Source organism: Streptomyces sp. NPDC051315 (genome assembly GCF_044455165.1).
Classification (GTDB): Bacteria; Actinomycetota; Actinomycetes; order Streptomycetales; family Streptomycetaceae; genus Streptomyces.
Genome location: NZ_JBITEN010000002.1, coordinates 95,070 through 114,366 on the forward strand (window position 1 = coordinate 95,070; position 19,297 = coordinate 114,366).

General features: G+C 71.5%; 13 protein-coding genes and 2 pseudogenes. 3 read left to right on the forward strand and 12 right to left on the reverse strand.

What is annotated here, in order from left to right; genetic code table 11:
* The first annotated feature begins 593 nt into the window (after window positions 1-593).
* Both ACIBBD_RS03750 and ACIBBD_RS03755 read left to right on the forward strand, forming a co-directional pair.
* Window positions 594-1,955, forward strand: coding sequence for a bifunctional o-acetylhomoserine/o-acetylserine sulfhydrylase (locus ACIBBD_RS03750; protein WP_399417657.1), 1,362 nt, complete (start codon window positions 594-596; stop codon window positions 1,953-1,955).
* An 11-nt stretch (window positions 1,956-1,966) separates the two neighbouring features.
* Complete coding sequence (locus tag ACIBBD_RS03755) at window positions 1,967-3,097, forward strand: homoserine O-acetyltransferase (protein WP_399417658.1); 1,131 nt, start codon at window positions 1,967-1,969, stop codon at window positions 3,095-3,097.
* 259 nt (window positions 3,098-3,356) lie between these two features.
* Here ACIBBD_RS03755 and ACIBBD_RS03760 read toward each other — a convergent pair whose 3' ends face one another.
* The 5 genes and pseudogenes from ACIBBD_RS03760 to ACIBBD_RS03780 form a co-directional block, all read right to left on the reverse strand.
* Entirely contained in the window at window positions 3,357-4,292 is a 936-nt protein-coding gene (locus ACIBBD_RS03760) for a TIGR03564 family F420-dependent LLM class oxidoreductase (RefSeq protein WP_399417659.1), read from the reverse strand.
* A 115-nt stretch (window positions 4,293-4,407) separates the two neighbouring features.
* Window positions 4,408-4,926 carry a GntR family transcriptional regulator gene (locus ACIBBD_RS03765; protein ID WP_399417660.1) on the reverse strand — a complete coding sequence of 173 codons (519 nt, stop codon included), beginning with the start codon at window positions 4,924-4,926 and terminating at the stop codon, window positions 4,408-4,410.
* A gap of 172 nt (window positions 4,927-5,098) precedes the next feature.
* Window positions 5,099-5,299: pseudogene (locus ACIBBD_RS03770) on the reverse strand (AbfB domain-containing protein); the annotation flags it as partial.
* Between the two features lie 95 nt (window positions 5,300-5,394).
* Window positions 5,395-5,718 (reverse strand): annotated as a pseudogene (locus ACIBBD_RS03775) (AbfB domain-containing protein); the annotation flags it as partial.
* Window positions 5,679-5,849, reverse strand: a complete 171-nt coding sequence (locus ACIBBD_RS03780; protein ID WP_399418154.1) for a hypothetical protein — start codon at window positions 5,847-5,849, stop codon at window positions 5,679-5,681. The pseudogene ACIBBD_RS03775 and the gene ACIBBD_RS03780, both read right to left, overlap by 40 nt.
* Before the next feature lie 607 nt (window positions 5,850-6,456).
* On the opposite strand from ACIBBD_RS03780, the gene ACIBBD_RS03785 reads away from it, so the two are divergent.
* Window positions 6,457-9,729, forward strand: a complete 3,273-nt coding sequence (locus tag ACIBBD_RS03785) for a LamG-like jellyroll fold domain-containing protein (RefSeq protein WP_399417661.1) — start codon at window positions 6,457-6,459, stop codon at window positions 9,727-9,729.
* Window positions 9,730-9,828: 99 nt separating this feature from the next.
* Here the strand turns inward: ACIBBD_RS03785 and ACIBBD_RS03790 are convergent, their stop codons facing one another.
* The 7 genes from ACIBBD_RS03790 to ACIBBD_RS03820 all read right to left on the reverse strand — a co-directional run bounded on the left by ACIBBD_RS03790 (window position 9,829) and on the right by ACIBBD_RS03820 (window position 19,113).
* A complete protein-coding gene (locus tag ACIBBD_RS03790) occupies window positions 9,829-10,107 on the reverse strand; it encodes a hypothetical protein (RefSeq protein ID WP_399417662.1) in 279 nt (92 codons plus the stop codon).
* Between the two features lie 493 nt (window positions 10,108-10,600).
* Window positions 10,601-11,635, reverse strand: a complete 1,035-nt coding sequence (locus ACIBBD_RS03795) for an ABC transporter permease (protein WP_399417663.1) — start codon at window positions 11,633-11,635, stop codon at window positions 10,601-10,603.
* A complete protein-coding gene (locus tag ACIBBD_RS03800) occupies window positions 11,632-12,594 on the reverse strand; it encodes an ABC transporter permease (protein ID WP_399417665.1) in 963 nt (320 codons plus the stop codon). Before ACIBBD_RS03800 ends, ACIBBD_RS03795 begins: the two co-directional genes overlap by 4 nt.
* Window positions 12,587-14,146, reverse strand: coding sequence for a sugar ABC transporter ATP-binding protein (locus ACIBBD_RS03805; RefSeq protein ID WP_399417666.1), 1,560 nt, complete (start codon window positions 14,144-14,146; stop codon window positions 12,587-12,589). The genes ACIBBD_RS03800 and ACIBBD_RS03805 overlap by 8 nt, the downstream gene beginning before the upstream one ends.
* Window positions 14,147-14,231: 85 nt before the next feature.
* A complete protein-coding gene (locus ACIBBD_RS03810; protein ID WP_399417667.1) occupies window positions 14,232-15,329 on the reverse strand; it encodes an ABC transporter substrate-binding protein in 1,098 nt (365 codons plus the stop codon).
* Between the two features lie 1,013 nt (window positions 15,330-16,342).
* Window positions 16,343-17,374, reverse strand: a complete 1,032-nt coding sequence (locus tag ACIBBD_RS03815; RefSeq protein ID WP_399417668.1) for a LacI family DNA-binding transcriptional regulator — start codon at window positions 17,372-17,374, stop codon at window positions 16,343-16,345.
* Window positions 17,375-18,093: 719 nt separating this feature from the next.
* Window positions 18,094-19,113: a LacI family DNA-binding transcriptional regulator gene (locus ACIBBD_RS03820; protein ID WP_399417669.1), complete on the reverse strand. Its 1,020-nt coding sequence runs from the start codon at window positions 19,111-19,113 to the stop codon at window positions 18,094-18,096.
* Window positions 19,114-19,297: the final 184 nt, after the last annotated feature.

A 19,297-nucleotide genomic window follows, 5' to 3' on the forward strand; every position in this document is an offset into this window, starting at 1 on the left:
GCGGTTCGACGGGAGGAGTCGGTGAGGGTGTTGACGTGGGAGCGAGGAAGGCGCGGGGGCGGCCGCTGAACGAGCCTTGCCGGACAGGTCGGTCGGCGTCCGAGGCGTGCGCCCGGGGCAGACTCGGGAGGGGGCAGGAGCGAGGTCGCGAGCCGTCGAACGGCGGTCAGCGACAGTTCTGGTCGAACTGGTCGGCGCGGCGGCTCACCCAGAACGGGTCGAGCAGCACCGTGTGCGCCTGGCCAGTGAACTCCATGACCGGATCAAAGCACACACCCGCGGGTGCGTCCACCGCACCTCCCGCCCTCCGAGACCAGCACGTCCTGCACGCTGGTGCGCGCCGACCGGGTGTGGTTGTCTGGCTCCATGACCGTGCTCGTGACCCGCCGCCACGTTGACTACGTGCGTGTCACCACCACGCGTTGTCCGTCCGTGAGCTGACGCCCCGCTCCGGTCTCCGACCAGCCTTCTTCGTACCGCGCCGCACTGACCGCTGCCCTCGTCCGGGCGCGGTCCCCAGCCCGCGGTTCCTTCGCGCATCCCCGTCTCCGCACCCGCGGGCCTCTCCGCCCTCCGCACAAGGGAGCAGCACCATGAGCCAGCCGATCGACTCCCTCACCGCCGGCCACACCCCCGAGGACGAACCCACCGGACCCGACACCTCGGCCTGGTCCTTCGAGACCAAGCAGATCCACGCCGGCGCCGCACCCGACCCGGCGACCGGGGCGCGGGCGACGCCGATCTGCCAGACGTCCTCGTTCGTCTTCCGGGACACCCAGCACGCCTCCGACCTGTTCTCCCTCGCCGAGCCCGGCAACATCTACACCCGTATCCACAATCCCACCCAGGATGTCTTCGAGCAGCGGGTCGCGGCGCTGGAAGGCGGGGTCGCCGCGGTGGCACTGGCCTCCGGACAGGCCGCGGAGACCCTCGCCGTCCTGACCCTGGCGAGGGCCGGTGACCACATCGTCTCCAGCACGTCCCTCTACGGCGGCACGTACAACCTGTTCCGCCACACCCTGCCCAGGTTCGGGATCGAGGTGTCCTTCGTCGACGACCCGGACGACGTCGAGGCCTGGAAAGCCGCGATCCGGCCCCGCACCAAGGCACTGTTCGCCGAGGCGCTCGGCAATCCGCGTGGCAACGTGCTCGACGTACGGGCGGTCGCGGACGTCGCGCACGAGGCGGGCCTGCCGCTGATCGTGGACAACACCGTGCCCACGCCGTACCTGTTGCGGCCCATCGAGCACGGGGCCGACATCGTCGTCCACTCGGCGACCAAGTTCCTCGGTGGCCACGGCACCACCATCGCGGGCGTCGTCGTCGACGGCGGCACCTTCGACTTCGGCGCGCACGCCGACCGGTTCCCCGACTTCGACGAACCCGACCCGAGCTACCACGGCCTGCGGTACTGGCCTGCACTCGGCCCGGGAGCGTTCGCCGTCAAGCTGCGGGTGCAGTTGCTGCGCGATCTCGGCCCCGCCCTTTCGCCGCACTCCGCGTTCCTGCTCCTTCAGGGTGTGGAGACGCTCAGCCTGCGCGTCGAACGGCACTCCGCGAACGCCCAGGCGCTGGCCGAATGGCTGGAGCAGCGCGACGAGGTCGCCGCCGTCCACTACCCGGGACTGCGGTCCAACCGCTGGTACGAGGCAGGGCGACGGTATCTGCCGCGCGGCGCCGGCGCGGTCCTGGCCTTCGAACTGCGGGACGGCGTCGAGGCGGGCAAGCGGTTCGTGGACGCCGTCGAGCTGTTCAGCCATCTCGCCAACATCGGAGACGTCCGCAGCCTCATCATCCACCCGGCGTCCACCACCCACAGCCAGCTCGACGAGGCGCAGCTGGCGGCCACCGGCACCTCCCCCGGCCTGGTGCGCCTTTCGGTCGGCATCGAGAACCTCGCCGACCTCAAGGCCGACCTGGAGGCAGGGTTCCGCGCGGCGAAGGGCGCGTCCTGAACACCGTACTGATGCCCTCGGAGGTCCCCTTCCCGCCGGCCTCCGGGGCCTGGCGGGAGGGGGACCCGCCAGGACGCCGGCGCTGGCACCTCCGGGAGAAGCCGCTTCCGCTGGAGGCAGGCGGCGAACTTCCCGGTGTGCGACTGGCGTTCGAGACGTGGGGGCAGCTCGCGGCGGACCGCTCCAATGCCGTGCTCGTGCTGCACGCCCTCACCGGGGACAGCCACGTGGTCGGTGCCGCCGAGCCCGGCCACCCGACGCCCGGCTGGTGGAACGGGCTGATCGGCCCCGGTCTGGCCCTGGACACGGATCGCTGGTTCGTCGTGACGCCGAACGTCCTCGGCGGCTGCCAGGGAAGCACCGGCCCCTCATCCGTGCGCCCCGACGGCCGCCACTGGGGCGGTGACTTCCCCTACCTGACACAGCGTGACCAGGTGTCGGCCGAGGTCGACCTGGCCGACGCACTGGGCATCGACCGCTGGGCGCTGGTGGTCGGCGGCTCGATGGGCGGCATGCGCGCACTGGAATGGGCCGTGTCGTACCCCCAGCGCACCGACGCGCTCCTGTTGCTCGCCACCGCAGCCGCGGCGAGCGCGGAGCAGATCGCCTGGGCCACCGTCCAGTCGCACGCCATCCGTTCCGACCCCCACTGGCGCGGCGGCCACTACCACCACACCGGGCAGGGACCGCATGCCGGACTCGGCCTGGCCCGACGACTCGCCCACGTCACCTACCGCAGCGAGCCGGAACTCCACGTCCGCTTCGGCCGCTCACCGCAGGGCACGGAAGACCCGTGGTCGGGTGGGCGTTACCAGGTCGAGTCGTACCTCGACCATCACGCCGCCAAACTGGTGCGCCGCTTCGACGCGGGCAGCTATGTCGTGCTGTCCGAGGCCATGAACGGTCATGACATCGGCCGGGGTCGCGGTGGGGTGCGCGCCGCCCTGAGCCGGGTGACCGCCAGGACCCTGATCGCCGGAGTCGACTCCGACCGCCTCTACCCGCTGTCCCAGCAAGCCGAGTTGGCGGCGCACATCGCCCCGGCGGACGGCCTCCGGGTCATCGAGTCCCCCTACGGCCACGACGGCTTCCTCATCGAGGTGCAGCAGGTCGCCGCGCTGGTGGACGAACTCGTTCCCTGATCCGCCCAGGATCCGCCCGGGAGGCAGCGCCGCCGCTGTCCCCCTCCCCCGGCACCACGAGCACAGCCGTGGCCGTCCACCCCCGGTCCTCGTCGAGCGCCGGCCGCCCGGTGTCCCAAGCGGCCCGGCTGGTGGGCGGGCAGCTCCAGGCGGGTGACCGCACCGCGAGGCCGTGGCCCGCCGTTCACCACTCACGCGCGTGCCCGCACCGCGAGACCATGGCCCCGCCGCTCACGACCGTGGGCGGCGGGCCGGTGCCTCAGCCGTCCGCCGACCCCGCCAGCTCGCCGAGCAGCTTCCAGGTACGACGTCGGTCCGCCTCGCCACCCAGGTCCGTCGCGGTGAACACCACCTCCGTCGCCCCGCCCTCGCGGTAGCGCCGCACCTCGGCGGCGACCGTCTCCTCGTCACCGATCACGGCCAGGTCGGCGGCCCGCCTGCCGCCGGAGAGGCCGATGACCCGCTGGTACGAGGGGAACTGCTCATAGAACGCGAGCGCCTCGGTCGCGGCGTCCCGCACCGCCTCGACGTCAGCGGTGACCACTCCGGGGACGAAGGCCACGATCCGCGGTGCCGGTCGGCCCGCCGCCTCGGCCGCGGCGGTCACTGCCGGGACGATGTGCTCGGCGAGGGCGCGCGGGCCGGCCAGCAGCGGGAGGACTCCGTCCGCGAGTTCGCCGGACACGCGCAGTGCCTGTGGCCCCATCGCGGCCACCAGCAGCGGCACCTGGGGTTCGGCGCCGGGCACCACCGCCGGCAGCGGCGTGGTGGCGGTCAGCAGCTCTCCGCGGAAGTCGGCGCTGCCCGTTTCCAGCAGCTGCCGCAGGGCGGTGAGGAACTCCCGGAGCAGGGCGATGGGACGCTCGTACGGGATGCCGAAGCCCGCCTCGGTCAACTGCTGGGTGCCGAGCGCGAGTCCGAGGTGGTAGCGACCGGCGGTGGCCGCCTGGGCGGTCTGGGCCTGGCTGTTGACCAGCAGGGGGTGGCGGCCGAAGACCGGGAGCGCGGCGGTTCCCACCTGCAGCCCGGGCACCTCACGGCCCACGATCGCGGCCAGCAGGGGGGAGTCGTACCCGAAAGTCTGACCGAACCATGTCGAGTGCAGCCCGGCCTCCCGGGCCTCGCCGGCGAGCCGCACCCACTGATCGATCGTGGTCTGGTGCGCGTTCGAACTGAGCGTTACCCCGATTGTCATGATTGGGCCAACCGCCCCGCACGTGAACGGCATTCCCGCTCGCTCATGACAAGTTCATGGCGGCCGTGTGACGAAGCCTTCGACGGGGGCCACCGCCTCGCCTCTCACATGCACGTCAGGGATCAGCGTGCGCCGACCGGTACGGCCGGGAAGCGCCGGCGCGCCCCCACTGCCGGTCCTGACGCCTCGTCAATGACTGTGTCGAAGGCCGCCTCACCGCCTCCCGTACGGCGTGCCGGTCCACGCCGAACTCGGCGGCCAGTTCCCGTTCGGCTGTCAGGGGTGTGCCGGCACCCAGCGTCCCGCTCAGGATGCGGTCCCGGAGCAGTGTGAACAGCTGGTCCGAGACCGCCTCACGCCGATGCGCTGCACCGTCATCAGCGCACAGCCGAACCGTTCCCGACGCACTGGTCAACTCGTGGCACCGGATGGCCCTCCCGAGTCGGCGGCAGCGCAAGCGCTCTGCCGCACCACACGGTTCGAGCCGTCCCGGCGGGTGGCGGTCCCCCGGGACGGACCCGTCACTCAGGTGGTCAGGGCGCCCACGGCGCCGCGAGAACCCAACTGCTGTCGGCCGTGAGGGTCTGCGGGCGGTTGTGACCGTCCCCACCACCACCGGAGGCGATGTGTACACCTGGGACGCGTGGTGGCGGAGGCAGGAGCCCGGGATGCCGATCGACTCGAAGGCGAGCCCTGTGCCGCCGAGGCCGGGCCGGGGGCAGAAGGTGGCGTCCTGGCGGAGCGGTGGCCGAGTCGTCGTCGGGTGAGTTGCGCACCCGGCTGTCGGCGTGGCGCGGGAACTGGCCGGGGTAGTTCACCGACTCGAAGGAGTAGCAGGAGGAGTCGGCGAGTCCGCGCCGCACGGTGTACGTGGCGTCCTGCTTGAGCAGGCTGCTGCTGCCGGCGTCGACGACCTCCGTGTAGGCCAGGCTGTCGGCGTGCCGCAGGTACCGGTCGGTGTGGCCCCGGGTGGTGACCCGCAGCGACCGACGCCGGTCGGTGGGCAGGACGACGGAACTGCGCCACGCGCCGGCTCACCGGTGTTCCAGGTCGCGTCGGCGGCGAAGGAGGTGGCGGTGTCCCAGGCGTTCGGGCCACCGCCGCGGGCGAGGTACATGCCCTCGGCGTAGGGGCGCAGGTAGTGGCCGGGGTGGTTGAGCGACTCGAACGACGCGCCGCCCGTGGCCAGGCCGGGCCGGCTGCACCAGGTCGCGTCGGCGGCGAGAGAGCCGCCGGTGTCCGGGTCGATGCACACCCGGCTGTCGGCGTGGCGCAGGCAGTGGCCGGGGAAGTTGACCGACTCGAACGAGTAACGCCGCGGGTCCGCCAGTCCGGTGACGGTGCGGAAGAAGGCGTCCTGGCGGGCGCCGTCGTCCGGGGCGGTGCTCAGGACGTCGGTAGGTGCCGCGGAGTTGGCGTGCCGCAGGTAGCGGTGGGGGTGGTCAGCGGCGGTGTCTTGGGCGTGACGGCGGCGGTGGCGGTGCCGGTGAGACCGGTGAGGAGAAAACCTCCGGCCGGCACGCACAGCACCGCCACGCAGGCGATGATGCGTCGCATCGAACTCCTGCAGGGCAGGACGGCGCACGGAGTCCGGCGCGCCGCGCGGCCGACGGCTCTGGCAGCGTGCGGGAGTCCGTGCTGAGTCGGGTGAGCGGCGCGCACGCGAAGGAAGGCCCGCGCCCCGGCTCGAACACGGGCCGCGCGGGCCGAGGTGCGGGGAACGTAGCACGGGACACGTATCAACGGAAACACTCAGGAAGGCCAACTGCCCACTGTTTCATGCCACTTGATCGACCGTCTGGAAGCCCTCTTCCGCTGCGGCACCCCGCACGATCCGCACCGGCTCCCGCGCGGACGGGAATCACAGCGGCACGCCCCTTGGGGCAGCGCTTCCGCCGGCAGCGGACCAGGCGAGCGCTGCGCGGGGTCTGGACAGCCGCCGAACGGCATGCTGTCATTCCGCTGTCACCGCATTTCCAACGTTGAAAGAACCGCTGACCGATACCCGCAGCGGTGTTCCGCCGTGCCTGCGGGCCTCCGGGCGGAGCACGGCTCCGTGGCGACGGCGTTCAGGTGAACGCCCGGGCCAACAGGCGCCCCACCGGCACTCTCACCTGCTGCCGCCTGCCGACCGGTCCAAGCCCTCTGTGCGAGGAAAGGTTCGATGACAAGACGACACAACCGCCCACGAGCCAGAGTCTGGGCACTGCTGACAGCGGCAGCCCTGGTGCTGCCCACGACCGGCCTGACGAGCACCGCGTCGGCCGCCGAGACGGCCGGCACCGCTTCGGCGTTCGCGGCCGCCACGGACGCCGTCGAGGTGCACGGCCTGAAGGGCGAGTACTTCAGCATGTCGGCGCCGGGCGCGCGGGACTTCGCGAAGCTCGGTGGCACCGTGCTCGATCCGCAGGTCGACTTCTCCAGCCTGACCGGCACGTTCCAGGAGCTGGCCGGGCAGTCGGAGCACACGACCGCCCGGTGGACCGGTCGGATCGAGGCCCCGGCCACCGGGGACTACACGTTCCACGCCATCGGCGACAACGGCTTCCGGCTGTTCATCGACGGCGAGCCGGTCATCGACCACTGGGTGCCGGACTGGGACAAGGAGCAGACCAGCGAGCCCGTCAGGCTGACCGCCGGCGAGACGTACGACTTCCGCCTGGAGATGTTCCAGGACACCGGCGGCGCCAACATGAAGCTGCGCTGGTCGACGCCGACGGTGCCCAAGCAGCCGGTGCCCATGACGGCGTTCACCCCGCCGGCCGGCTTCGAGGTCTACCCGGTGGAACCGTCCGTCGCCGAGGACGGACGGCGGCTGCGGGCCCGGTTCGAGGACGCGGTCGGCGGCTACCGGCAGCTCGCGGACCACCTGAAGATCGAGGCCGACTCGGTGGCCATGCCGGTCAAGGGTGTCGCCGTCGACCCGCGCGACCCCGACTCCCTGCTCGTCACGCTCACGGAGCCGGTCCAGAAGGGTCAGCAGGTCCGGGTCGCCTACGACGGCGAGGGAGGTCTGACGGCCGGCGGCGAGACCGTGCCGAAGATCGTCCGCTACGCGCACAACGCCTCCACCCACCGGCTGACCACCGAGTGGGGCGACGAGCTCGACGAGAGGAACCCGCTGCCGGAGTACCCGCGCCCGCAGCAGGTCCGGTCCCGGTGGAAGAACCTCAACGGGCCCTGGCAGTTCGGCGCCGCCGAGGCGGGCGAGCAGCCGGTCTTCGGCAAGGACCTCGACGAGAGGATCATCGTGCCGTTCCCGGTCGAGTCGCAGCTGTCCGGGCTGGAACGGCACGAGGACCACATGTTCTACCGCAGGCTCGTCGACGTGCCGAAGAGCTGGAAGGTCGGCAGGAGCGGCACGGGCAACCGGCTGAAGCTCAACTTCGGCGCCGTCGACTACCAGGCCCGCGTCTGGGTCAACGGCGAGAAGGTCGCCGAGCACACCGGCGGCTACACCGGCTTCAGCGCCGACATCACCGACGCGCTCAAGGCCAAGGGGCCGCAGGAGATCGTCGTCGCGGTCACCGACACCGGCGGCGCCGACCAGCCGAAGGGCAAGCAGACCCCCAACCCGGGCGGCATCTTCTACACCCAGTCCTCCGGCATATGGCAGACGGTGTGGATGGAACCCGTCGCCGAGGCGTCCATCGACGACATCGTCACCACGCCCGACGTCGACACCGGCAGCCTGGCGGTGACCGTCCGGTCCGACCACGCCTCCGCCAAGGCCCGCGTCGAGGCCGTCGCCCGCGACAAGCGCGGCAGGGTCGTCGGCCGGGTCAGCGGACCGGCCAACGAACAGCTGCGCCTGCCCGTGGCGGAGCAGCACCTGTGGAGCCCGGACGACCCCTATCTCTACGACCTCGACGTCAAGCTGACCGACGGCAGGTCGACCGACAAGGTCGGCAGCTACTTCGGCATGCGGGAGATCGGGATCGAGAAGGTCGGCGGGTACCGCAAGCTGGTGCTCAACGGGAAGCCGGTCTTCTCTCTCGCCACGCTGGACCAGGGCTTCTGGCCCGACGGCCTGTACACCGCGCCGAGCGACGAAGCCCTCGCCTTCGACCTGAAGGCCCACAAGGAGCTGGGCTTCAACGCCGTCCGCAAGCACATCAAGGTGGAGCCCGCGCGGTGGTTCTACCACGCGGACCGGCTCGGTCTGCTGGTCTGGCAGGACTTCGTCTCCGGCGACCTGCTAACCGAGAAGGGCCGCAAGGCCTTCGTCGACCAGGGCAGGGAGATGATGCGGCAGCATCACGACTCGCCCTCCGTGATCGGCTGGATCGCCTTCAACGAGGGCTGGGGCGAGTGGGACCGCGAGGAGAGCGGCCGCATCGCCGAGTCCGTCAAGGCCGCCGACCCGTCCCGGGTCGTCAACGCCCACAGCGGGGTCAACTGCTGCAACTCCAAGGGCGACTCCGGCAAGGGCGACATCATCGACCACCACGACTACGGCAACGACGACCCGCCGTTCCCCGACCACCGCGCCGCCATGGACGGCGAGCACGGCGGCTTCACCCTGCCCACCCCGGGCCACGTGTGGCCGGGCGCCCCGACGGTGATCTACAGCGGCGTCGCCGACAAGGAGGCACTGACCCGCAAGTACGTCGAGAACACCGAGACGTACTACCTCGACCAGGCCGCCAACGAGCTGTCCGGTTCGGTGTACACGCAGATCTCCGACCTGGAGAACGAACTGAACGGTCTCTACACGTACGACCGCCGGGAGATCAAGGTCGACCCGGCCCGGGTCCGTGAGATCAACCGCCGGGTCATCGCGGCCGGCGCCGCCGCCGGCGAGCGGCAGGAGCTGAAGGGCGGCGGGCACTGGGCCCTCGACGAGGGCACGGGCACCACCGCGAAGGACGACGGCCCGAACGACAGGCCCCTGAAGCTCTCCGAGGGCACCACCTGGACGACCGGGGTCCGCGGCAGCGCGCTGAAGTTCGACGGCCGGGGCCAGTACGCCGAGACCGACGGCCCCGTGCTCGACACCACCGGCAGTTACTCGGTCTCCGCCTGGGTGACGCTCGACTCGCTCCCCGGCAACTACGCCACCGCGGTCAGCCAGGACGGCAGACGTCAGGCCAGCCCCTTCTACCTGCAGTACGGTCAGGGCGCCTTCGCCTTCAGCACACCCGACGGACAGCGTGCCCGGCTGGCGACCACTCCCGAACGAGGCCGCTGGTACCACCTCGTCGGTGTGCGCGACGGCTCGAGCAACGAGATCAAGCTGTACGTCGACGGCGAACCGGCGGCGACCGCGACCGCCGGCCCGAACTACGTCGGCTCCGGTCCCCTCGCCGTCGGCCGTGCCCAGTGGGGCGGCGCGGACACCGACTTCTGGAACGGCGCGGTCGACCAGGTCCACGCCTACGACAAGGCGCTCACCGCCGAGGAGGTGAGCGCGCTCCACACGCGGGAGAAGCCGTAGCTCCGGCGCCGCACGACGGTCCCGGCGGGTGTCACTCGGCACACCCACCGGGACCCTTCCGTGTCCCGCCCGAGCGGCCTCCCGCCCGGGCACCGCCCGTCAGGACGCGCACCCCGTCGAGAAACCCCGCGCGGTCAGTCCCCGGCAGAACGCCGTACGGGGGTCGGTGTGCCGGGAGAGCCTGCCCTCGGCGAACCAGGTCGGGTTGGGCGGGAGGTCGGAGGTTCCGTCGGCGATGCCGTCCCAGCCGTACCGGAAGTCGAGGCCGATGGGGGCGTTACGGCACTGCCGTGCGGCGGTGCCGTAGTTGCGCGGCGGGGTTCCGTTGCAGAGGTGGCCGCCGGTGTCCACCGCCGCGGTGCGTGGAGTCGGTGACAAAGACCTTCCGTGTCGTCATGTCGTCGACGTGCACCTCGTCCAGGACCGCCTTGGCGGTCGGGCCGATGCCCGCGTCGTAGCGGAGCAGCCGTCCCGGCGGACCGACGGCCAGGTCATCCGGACCGTCGGTCCGGCGTCACTCCCGCCCGAGTCCGGCGTCACGTCGGCGTCCTGGGTGACGTCGGGGAGGCCCGTGTCGAGCAGCGCCTCGGCGCCGAGGTTGTGCTCCACCCGGTTTCGCCCGTCGCGCACCGACCAGGACCCGCAGTGGGTCTTCGCCCGCCCCCCGTCGCCGCCCGGTGTCCGCCGTCCGGGCCGGGGACGGGGGGACGGCGTGCACGCGCTCGACGCCTCTTGGCTCCCGCGGCCGGGGCTCTCCGGACGCCGTGTACGGGGAACGGCCGGCCCGGTGGGCCGGGACGCGGCCGGTCGTTCGGTGCCGGACGACCGGCAGCCGGGCGTGAGAGAGGCACGGCTGCCGCGTCCGGGGCTTTCACATCAGCTGCCGTCTGCGGCCCAGCCAGGTCTGGGCGATGACCACGAGGGCCAGGAAGGCGCCGCTGACGACCAGTTGGTAGGAGGAGTCGAGCGAGCCGATCTGGTTGATGACGTTCTGGATCACCTTCAGGAGCAGGACGCCGACGAGCGAGCCGCTGACGTAGCCGAGGCCGCCGGTGAGCAGGGTGCCGCCGATGACGACGGCGGAGATGGCGTCCAGCTCCATGCCGTTGCCGAGGATGGTGACGCCGGAGGCCAGCCAGGCCGCGTTCAGGGCGCCGGCCAGGCCGGCGAGCAGGCCGGACAGCGTGTAGACGAGGATCTTCGTGCGGGCCACGGGCGCGCCCATCAGGGCCGCCGCGTCCTCGTTGCCGCCGACCGCGTACACGTGCTGCCCGAACCGTGTCCGGCGCAGCACCACGGCTCCCGCGACGAACAGGCCCAGCGTGATCCACACCGGGTTGCCGATCCCCAGGGTGCTGCCCTGGCCCAGTTCGGCGAGGAAGGAGCCCTTGCCGATCAGATACGTCTCGGCGCCCTCGTCCGTCAGGGCCAGCATCAGGCCGCGCGCACCCAGCATGGCGGCCAGTGTGACGATGAAGGGAGCCAGCCTCGAGCGGGCGATCAGCAGTCCGTTGACGACACCGATGAGCCCGCAGACGGCGACCGGCAGCAGCAGGGCCGCCAGGGTGCCGTGGCGGGACCCCCAGGCGGCCAGGACACCGCCGAGGGCGAACAGGGAGCCGACCGACAGGTCGATGCCGCCGGTGATGATGACGAAGGTCATGCCGAGGGCGACGATGGCGAGGAACGCCGAACTGGTCGCCATGTTCGAGATGTTGTCACCGGTGGCGAACGAGTCGAAGCTGAACGAGGCGACGAGCGAGACGATCACCAGCACCGCCAGTGCGCCGTGCTGCTGGACCAGGGCGCTCAGGCGCTCGGAACGCGCGGAGCCCACCGGCTCGGAGTCGCCCGTCGGTTCGTTGCTCGCGGTGGTCACGGGTGCGTCCGTCTGGGTGGCGGTCATCGCTTCCCCCGTCCCCGCGCCGCGTAGACCGCGGCGACGATCACTATGGCCTGGGCGATCTGGGTCCACGAGGGCGGCAGATCGTGCTTGATGAGGGTGGCGGTGAGCAGCTGGATGAGGACCGCGCCCGCCACGGTGCCGGCGATGTTGACCCGGCCGCCGGTCAGCGGTGTCCCGCCCACGACGACGGCGGTGATGGCGGACAGCTCCATCAGGTTGCCGAGCGAGGTCGGGTCGCTGGCCTGGAGCCGGGCGGTGGCCAGGACGCCCGCCACGGCGGCGAGCAGCGCGCAGGCGACGTACACCAGGATCAGGACCCGGCGCACGGGCAGGCCGGCGAGTTGGGCCGCCGGGCGGCTGTCGCCGATGGCGAGGAGCCGGCGTCCGAACGTGGTGCGGCGGACGACGAACGCGACCAGCAGCGCGAGCGCGGTGGCGATCAGGATCAGGTAGGGAACGCCGAGGAGGTCTCCGGAGCCGAGGGAGGCCAGCGCGGGGTTGCGCAGGTCCTCCAGCTGGGGCAGCAGCACCAGGGCGAGACCGCGGCCGCCGACCATGAGGGCCAGGGTGGCGACGATGGGCTGGACCCCGACGAACGCGACCAGTGCGCCGTTGGCCAGCCCCACGGCGGCGGCGAACAGGGCCACCACCAGCAGAGCGGGTAAGAGCCCGTAGCCGAGGTAGAGGGCGGTGACGGAGGCCGCCAGCGCCATCACGGCACCGACCGACAGGTCGACGCCCTCGGTGCCGATGACCAGCGCCATGCCGAGCGCGACGATGATCACCGGGGCGACCTGGACGGCCTGGGTCCGGAAGTTCTCGGCGGACAGGAAGTGCGGTGTAATGACGATGTTGACGACGGCGAGCAGGGCGACGCCCGCGTAGACGCCGTAGGTCTGCAGCCACTGCAGGACGCGGGTCCTGTCCAGCGGTGCGGTGCGGAGGGTCGCTTCAGCCATCGGTGGCCTCCTCCTTCACGGCGTCCGGCGCCGGGGCGTCCCCGGCGATGGTCCGCATCAGCTTGTCCTCGGTGACGTCGTCGCCGGTCAGTTCGCCGACGACCGCCCCGTCCTTCAGTACGACCACGCGGTCGGACCCTTCGATCAGTTCCTCCAGGTCGGAGGAGATGAGCAGGACGCCCAGTCCGTCCGCGGCCAGTTCGTCCACGAGTCTCTGCACCTCGGCCTTGGCGCCCACATCGATGCCGCGGGTGGGCTCGTCGAGGAGCAGCACCTTGGGGTTCATCGCGAGCCAGCGGGCGAGGAGCACCTTCTGCTGGTTGCCGCCGGACAGTTCACCGACCTTCTGGTGCGGCGAGGACGCCTTGATGCGCAGCCTCTCCATGAAGGTGTCCACGATGCGGTCCACTCGGGCCTCGGACACGAGGCCGAAGCGGGAGAGGCGGGGCAGGGCGGCCAGCGCGATGTTCTCGCGGACCGAGAGTCCGGGGACGATGCCCTCGCTCTTGCGGTCCTCCGGCAGCAGGCTGACGCCGGCCCGGATGGCACCGGACGTGGAGCCGCCGCGCAACGGGGCTCCGGCTACCACGATGCTGCCGGAACGGATCGGCAGCGCGCCGGAGATGGCCTTCGCCGTCTCGGTGCGCCCGGAGCCGAGCAGCCCGCCGAGCCCGACGACCTCGCCCGGCCGGACGCTCAGGGAGACGCCGTGCAGCTTGTGCGGGACGGTGAGGTCCGTGGCCTCCAGCACCGGCTGGGCGGCGGCCGCGCGGTGGTCGCCGGTGAACTTGGTCAGGCCCTCCTCGCGGACCTCGCCCAGTTTACGGCCGAGCATCGTGGCGACCAGGTCGAGGCGGGGCAGGTCGGCCAGTCGGCCGTGGTGCACGCGGCGCCCGTCCCGCAGCACGGTGACGGTCTCGCACACGGCGTACAGCTCGTCCAGGCGGTGGCTGACGTAGACCACGGCGACGCCCTGGTCGCGCAGGCGGCGGATCACCGAGAACAGGGTCTCCACCTCGCGCGGTTCGAGGGAGGAGGTCGGTTCGTCCATGATGACGATCCGCGCGTCCGTCGCGACCGCGCGGGCGAGGGCCACCATCTGCTGGGCGCCGACGCCGAGGGTGCGCAGCGGCTGCCGGACGTCCACCCGGACGCCGAAGGTGCGCAGTGTCTCCTCGGCCTCCCGGTTCATGCGGCCGAAGTCCAGCAGGCCGAGCCGGTTGCGGGGCTCGCGTCCGAGGAAGAGGTTGCGGGCCACGCTCAGCAGCGGGATGAGGTTGACCTCTTGGTAGATGGTGGAGATGCCGGCCTTCTGGGCCTCCAGCGGTGTGCCGAAGGAGACCTTCCGGCCCTGGAACGTGATGTCGCCTGCGTCCGGCCGGTACACGCCGGTCAGCACCTTGATGAGCGTGGACTTGCCGGCGCCGTTCTCACCGATGAGGGCGTGCACCTCACCGGCGTGCAGGGTGAGGTGCACGCCGTCCAGGGCGCGGACACCGGGGAAGGTCTTGCGGAGTCCGCGGACGGCGAGGACCTCGGCGGGGGGTGCCACCTGTGCCTCCAGGTAGAGCGGGAAGAGGATGAGTGACGAAGGCGCCCCGGAGGGCCCGGTCGCCGCCGGGCCCTCCGGGGGAGGATCAGTAGGCCTTGCCGATGTCCTGCTTGGCGTTGTCGGCGTCGTAGGCGCTGTCCTGGATGATGATGTCCTGGGGGACTTCCCCGCCCTTGGTGAAGGTGTCCAGCGTCTGGAACGCCAGCGGTCCGAAGCGCGGGTTGGACTCGATGACGCCGCTGATCCAGCCGTCGACGAGGCCCTGGACGGCGTTGCGGGTGCCGTCGACCGTGATGATCTCGATGTCGCCGGGCTTCTTGCCGGCGCCCTTGAGCGCGGCCACCGCGCCCAGGCCCATCTCGTCGTTCTCCGCGTAGATGCCCTTGATGCCGGGCTTGGACTGGATCAGCTGCTCGGTGACCTGCTGGCCCTTCTCGCGGGCGAAGTCACCGGTCTGCTCGAAGACGACCTTCAGGTCCGGGGCCTTCTCGGCGATCCGCTCCTTGAAGCCCTCGGTGCGCTCGGTGGTGACGTTGTTCCCGGCCGCACCGAGCAGGATGGCGACCTCGCCCCTGCCTCCCGTCGCCGCGATCATCTGGTCGGCGGCGCGCCGGCCCTGCTCGACGAAGTCCGAGGCGATGAAGGAGACGTAGTCCTTGCAGGGCTCCGCGTTGATCTTGCGGTCGATCGTGATGATCGGGACCTTCTTGGCGGCGGCGGCCTGCAGCACCGGGTCCCAGCCGTCGGAGTTGAGCGGGGCGATGACCAGCAGGTCGGCGCCCTTGGCGAGCAGGTCCTGCACGTCGCTGATCTGCTTGGAGAACTGCGACTGGGCGTTGGCCGTCAGCAGCTTGACACCCCGCTTCTCGGCCTCGTCCTTGATGGATCGCGTCTCGGCGATGCGGAACGGGTTGGCCTCCTTCTCCGACTGGGAGAAGCCGACAGTCGCGTTCTTCAGGTCGATCTTCTCGGCGCCGTAGGCGTCGATGGTGCAGCCCTTGCTGCCGGGCTTCGGCGTGACGACCTTCTGCTCGGTGTCGGCCGCGGCCGTCGAGGACTGCTGCTTGTCGGAGGCGTCGTCCTCCGACTTGGTGCAGGCGGTGGCGGTCAGGGCCACCGCGGCGGCCAGGGCCACGACCACGGGACGGGCGAGAAGGTGAGGACGGTGAACGGTGCGATGCATGGTGACCCCGATCCTTGTGACGCTGAAAGGGAACTGGGGAGCTGGAAGAAGAACGAGGACGGTGCTTCTCCCCCGGCGCAGGACGTTGTCCGGTCCGTCGCAAGCAGGTTTTTACATCGTTGGAAGAAGGCTGTAAACCCCCCATGCGCCATGTGCGGACGGGGGCACGGACGCCGTGAACGGGCCAAGTCCCGGTCGACCCGCCGGGAATCCACGGGCGGCGACATGCCGTGCTTCGACCTCGAGCACCCGCTGAGCAGGCACTTCACTGAAACGCATACGTTCCGGGCAGGCCTCCTCCGAAGCCATTCCCCGCCCCCGCCAACTCCCTTGTCACGTAACCGACATGTGACCTCGCCCCGCACCCCTGAGCACCCGCGTCCCCCGCCGGCAGCGTGGACGACACCACCTCGCGAGGCGCCGCTTGAGCCCTGCCTCCCGCCGGAAACCGCACCTCCACCGAGGCACCAATCGCCTGACGGCGTTTCGGGTGTGCCGACTGCGGCCCACCGGTGCGGACTTGCCATCGCATCCTTTACGGCCGGATCCTGCCCGCATGCGTGCGCGGCCCGCCCCTGCGGACGTCCGACCCGCCTGGCACGGCCCCGTGCGGCGGCCCTACGACCACGACCTGGAGGTCAACCGCAGTCGTCGAGGCGTCCGTTCTCCCTGATCTACCTCAACGCCCCGCGCATGGAACCGCGAGGCCGTGGTGGGCGCGCGAGGACGCCGAGGTCTTGGGCGGGCCGCTGCGCCGGTCCGTCTCCCGGTCGCGCGATCGGGTGCGTCAGGAACGGCTGATGCCCACGCTCGTCGCGGGCGTCAGCGAGATGATCGTCGGCCGGCAGGAGCGCGGCTGACGGACGACCCCGACGCGCTGATCGGGCGTCTGACGGGGATCGCCGCTGCGCTGTCGTCCGGAGCGCGCTGACCGCGCACTGCTCGAAGGCACGCGTCGTCACAGCCGCAGACGGCCCGCCCGGTCGGTCCGCTCACCGCTTTCCCGGGCTGGGTCAACCGTTCGCGCCGTCGTTCGCCGCGCGGCGTCCCAGCGTGCTCTCCCGCTCGACGAGCCGGTAGTCCGCCCATACGCGCCGGGGATCGGAAGCCTTCCCGCTGAGCCGGGCGAGCACCGACTCCACCGCGAGGCGGCCGATGGCCTCCTTGTCCGGTGAGACGGACGTGAGGGTCACCGCGCCGAACCGTCCCTCGACCACGTCGTCGAAGCCGACGACGGCAATGTCCTCGGGAACCCGCAGCCCTCTTTCGTGCAGCACGCGCATCGCCCCGATGGCCATGGGGTCGTTGTAGGTGAACACGGCGTCGGGGCGCCGTCCGGCCTCCAGGAGGCGGGTCATGGCCGCCGCGCCGTCCGCGTGCCCCCAGCCGTCGGTGGAGGCGACGAGACCGTCGTCGGCCGGCAGCCCGGCCGCGGTCAGTTCCTCGCGCCAGCCGCGGACGCGTAGCTGTGCCGGCTCGCTGCGACCGCGCCGGGCACCGATGAACGCCACCTCCCGACGCCCCAGACCGATCAGGTGCCGGACGGCGGCACGGGCGGCGGCGACGTTGTCGATGGCGATGTGGTCGTACGGCAGGTCGTACTCCCGTTCCCCGAGCAGGACCAGCGGCACGTTCTCGGTCCGGTCGCGCAGGTCGTCGGTCTCCAGCTCGATGGGGCTGAGGATGAGCCCGTCGATGACGCGGGCCCGGAAGCCCTGGCTGACCAGGATCTCCTGTTCACGCCGTCCGCCGGTGTGGTCCAGCAGCACGATGTAGTCGTGCTCGGCGGCCGCGTCGACGACGGCGGCCGCGAGTTCCGCGAAGTAGGGGTTGCCGAGTTCGGGCAGGGCGAGCGCGATGATGCCCGTGCGCCCCTTGCGCAGGTGGCGGGCGGCCAGGTTGGGCCGGTAGCCGAGCGCGTCGATGGACCGCTGGACGCGTTCCCGCATGGCGGGGGTGACGTGCTGGTAGTTGTTCACCACGTTGGAAACGGTCTTGATGGAGACCCCCGCGTGCGCGGCGACATCCTTGAGGCTGACCCGCACGTCCATCCCCCTCTGAGCGGCCCGACCCGGGTGTCGGTGCGGGTCCGTTACCGTCACCGTGAGCCGTGCGCCGAGCCCTTGTGCGCTGATTTTTACAACGTTATACATCCGGCAACGCCGTGCTGACAAGGCGGTGGTCCCCGCACTCCCGCCCCCTTCCGCCGACGTTCGTCCGACCGAACAAAGACCAGGTCCGGAGCGACCGCGACATGAGGAAGAGTGTTGTGCACGAGTCCGTCCCCGGTCTACGGACGTGACGCGCCACCGCGCCACGGCGATGGCGTGCGCGCCGGCGTCCGACACCACCCGGAGGAACGGCACGAGCAGCCCCCTCCCTGCCGACCCGGTCGTGGCAGCCGCGCTCGACGGAGACCCGCGCGCACATCCGCGGAGGGCAGCCCGCGACAGGGCAGGCCATGCGCCGGATCCCACCGGCGCCGTGATCCGCCGACTGTCCACCGGCACGTCCGCGACCATGCACCCGTGAAAGCCGTGCACCCGCCCCGTCGGCTGCCCCGCACACCGGACACGGTGCCGGCTCGTCCTCGGTCCGGGCCGACCCCCGGACGGCCTCACCCTCGTCCGCCACTCCTCCGTGAAGAGGGCCTGCCCCGGAACGGCCCGGCCGGTTTTCCGGGGCCCGGCCACCCGCTCGGCGCGGGTGCCGTCAGGCCCCTTCCACCGACTGCCCGCACGCCTCCGGTGGAAGGCGCGCCGGATCAGGCGGACTCGCGTACGACCAGTTCCGGTTCGAAGACGAGGGTGCGAGGTTCGGTACGGGTGCCCTGTACCTGCTCGCCCAGCATCCTGGCCATGGCCGCCGCCATGTCCTCCACCGGCTGGCGCACGGTGGTCAACGGCGGGCGGCACGTCACGGCGACGCTCGAGTCGTCGAACCCGACGACGGCGACGTCCTCCGGTATGCGCCTGCCCAGTTCCCGCAGGACGTGGCAGGCGCCCTGGGCCATCAGGTCGTTGGCCGCGAACACGCCGTCCACCGCGGGGTGGTCCTGCAGCAGCGTTGCCATGGCCGTCGCCCCGCTGTCGAGGGTGAAGGTGCCCTCGGCAGTCGGGGGGCTGTCCTGCCCGGCACGAGCCAGGGCGTCGCGGAATCCGGCGATGCGTTCCCGGCCGGCTCGGAGATCGAGCGGAGGGCTGATCGCCGCGATCCGGCGGCAGCCGCGAGCCAGGAGATGCTCTCCGGCCAGGCGCCCCCCCTCGTAGTGGTCCAGATCGACGCAACTGACCGTTGTCGCCCGGGCGGGACGCGCGAACAGCACCGTGGGGACGCGGGCGGAGAGGAGCATGTCCGGCAGAGGGTCGTCCGGTTGCACGGAGACCACCAGCGCGCCGTCCGCACTGCCCTGCCGCACGTAGTCGACCACCTGCTCCCTGGCCACGTCCGACTCGGCGAACAGCAGCACCGGTTGCATCGTGCGTGCCCGGAGATACCGAACGACGCCGTTGAAGACGCGACCGAAGAACGGGTCGGCGAACACGCGGCCGGCGAAGGCGTCGCCCGCGCCGGAGACGATGAGGGCCACCGTTCCGGTGCGTCGGGTGACCAACGCCCTCGCTGCGCGGTTCGGCGTGTAGCCCGTCCGTTCGATCGCGCTGCGGACCAGGTCCTGGATGCTGGGATCGACGTTGCGCACGCCGTTCACGACCCGCGACACGGTGGCGCGGGAGACCCCCGCCTCCCGCGCGACATCCTCCAGCGTCGGGGCCTGCCTGTGCATAGGGGGAACTCTAACGCCGGCCCCTCTCGCGGGCACAGGGCGGCAGACCGTCCGGGCTCGACCTCGTAGCCGCCTCGGTGTCTCGGGCGGAGAGGACCGCCGTGCGCTCGGGCTGCTGCTCGTCGCCGAGCAGGTCGGTGGCCACGTCGTAGCCGCGCCGGGCCGGGTGCCGGGCGAGGACCGC

Bases quoted from the DNA above. Each gene is read 5' to 3' on its own strand.
- ACIBBD_RS03810 (WP_399417667.1), bottom strand. From the start codon at position 15,329: ATGCATCGCACCGTTCACCGTCCTCACCTTCTCGCCCGTCCCGTGGTC.
- ACIBBD_RS03750 (WP_399417657.1), top strand. From the start codon at position 594: ATGAGCCAGCCGATCGACTCCCTCACCGCCGGCCACACCCCCGAGGAC.
- ACIBBD_RS03820 (WP_399417669.1), bottom strand. From the start codon at position 19,113: ATGCACAGGCAGGCCCCGACGCTGGAGGATGTCGCGCGGGAGGCGGGG.
- ACIBBD_RS03780 (WP_399418154.1), bottom strand. From the start codon at position 5,849: ATGCGACGCATCATCGCCTGCGTGGCGGTGCTGTGCGTGCCGGCCGGA.
- ACIBBD_RS03795 (WP_399417663.1), bottom strand. From the start codon at position 11,635: ATGACCGCCACCCAGACGGACGCACCCGTGACCACCGCGAGCAACGAA.
- ACIBBD_RS03760 (WP_399417659.1), bottom strand. From the start codon at position 4,292: ATGACAATCGGGGTAACGCTCAGTTCGAACGCGCACCAGACCACGATC.
- ACIBBD_RS03755 (WP_399417658.1), top strand. From the start codon at position 1,967: ATGCCCTCGGAGGTCCCCTTCCCGCCGGCCTCCGGGGCCTGGCGGGAG.
- ACIBBD_RS03800 (WP_399417665.1), bottom strand. From the start codon at position 12,594: ATGGCTGAAGCGACCCTCCGCACCGCACCGCTGGACAGGACCCGCGTC.
- ACIBBD_RS03785 (WP_399417661.1), top strand. From the start codon at position 6,457: ATGACAAGACGACACAACCGCCCACGAGCCAGAGTCTGGGCACTGCTG.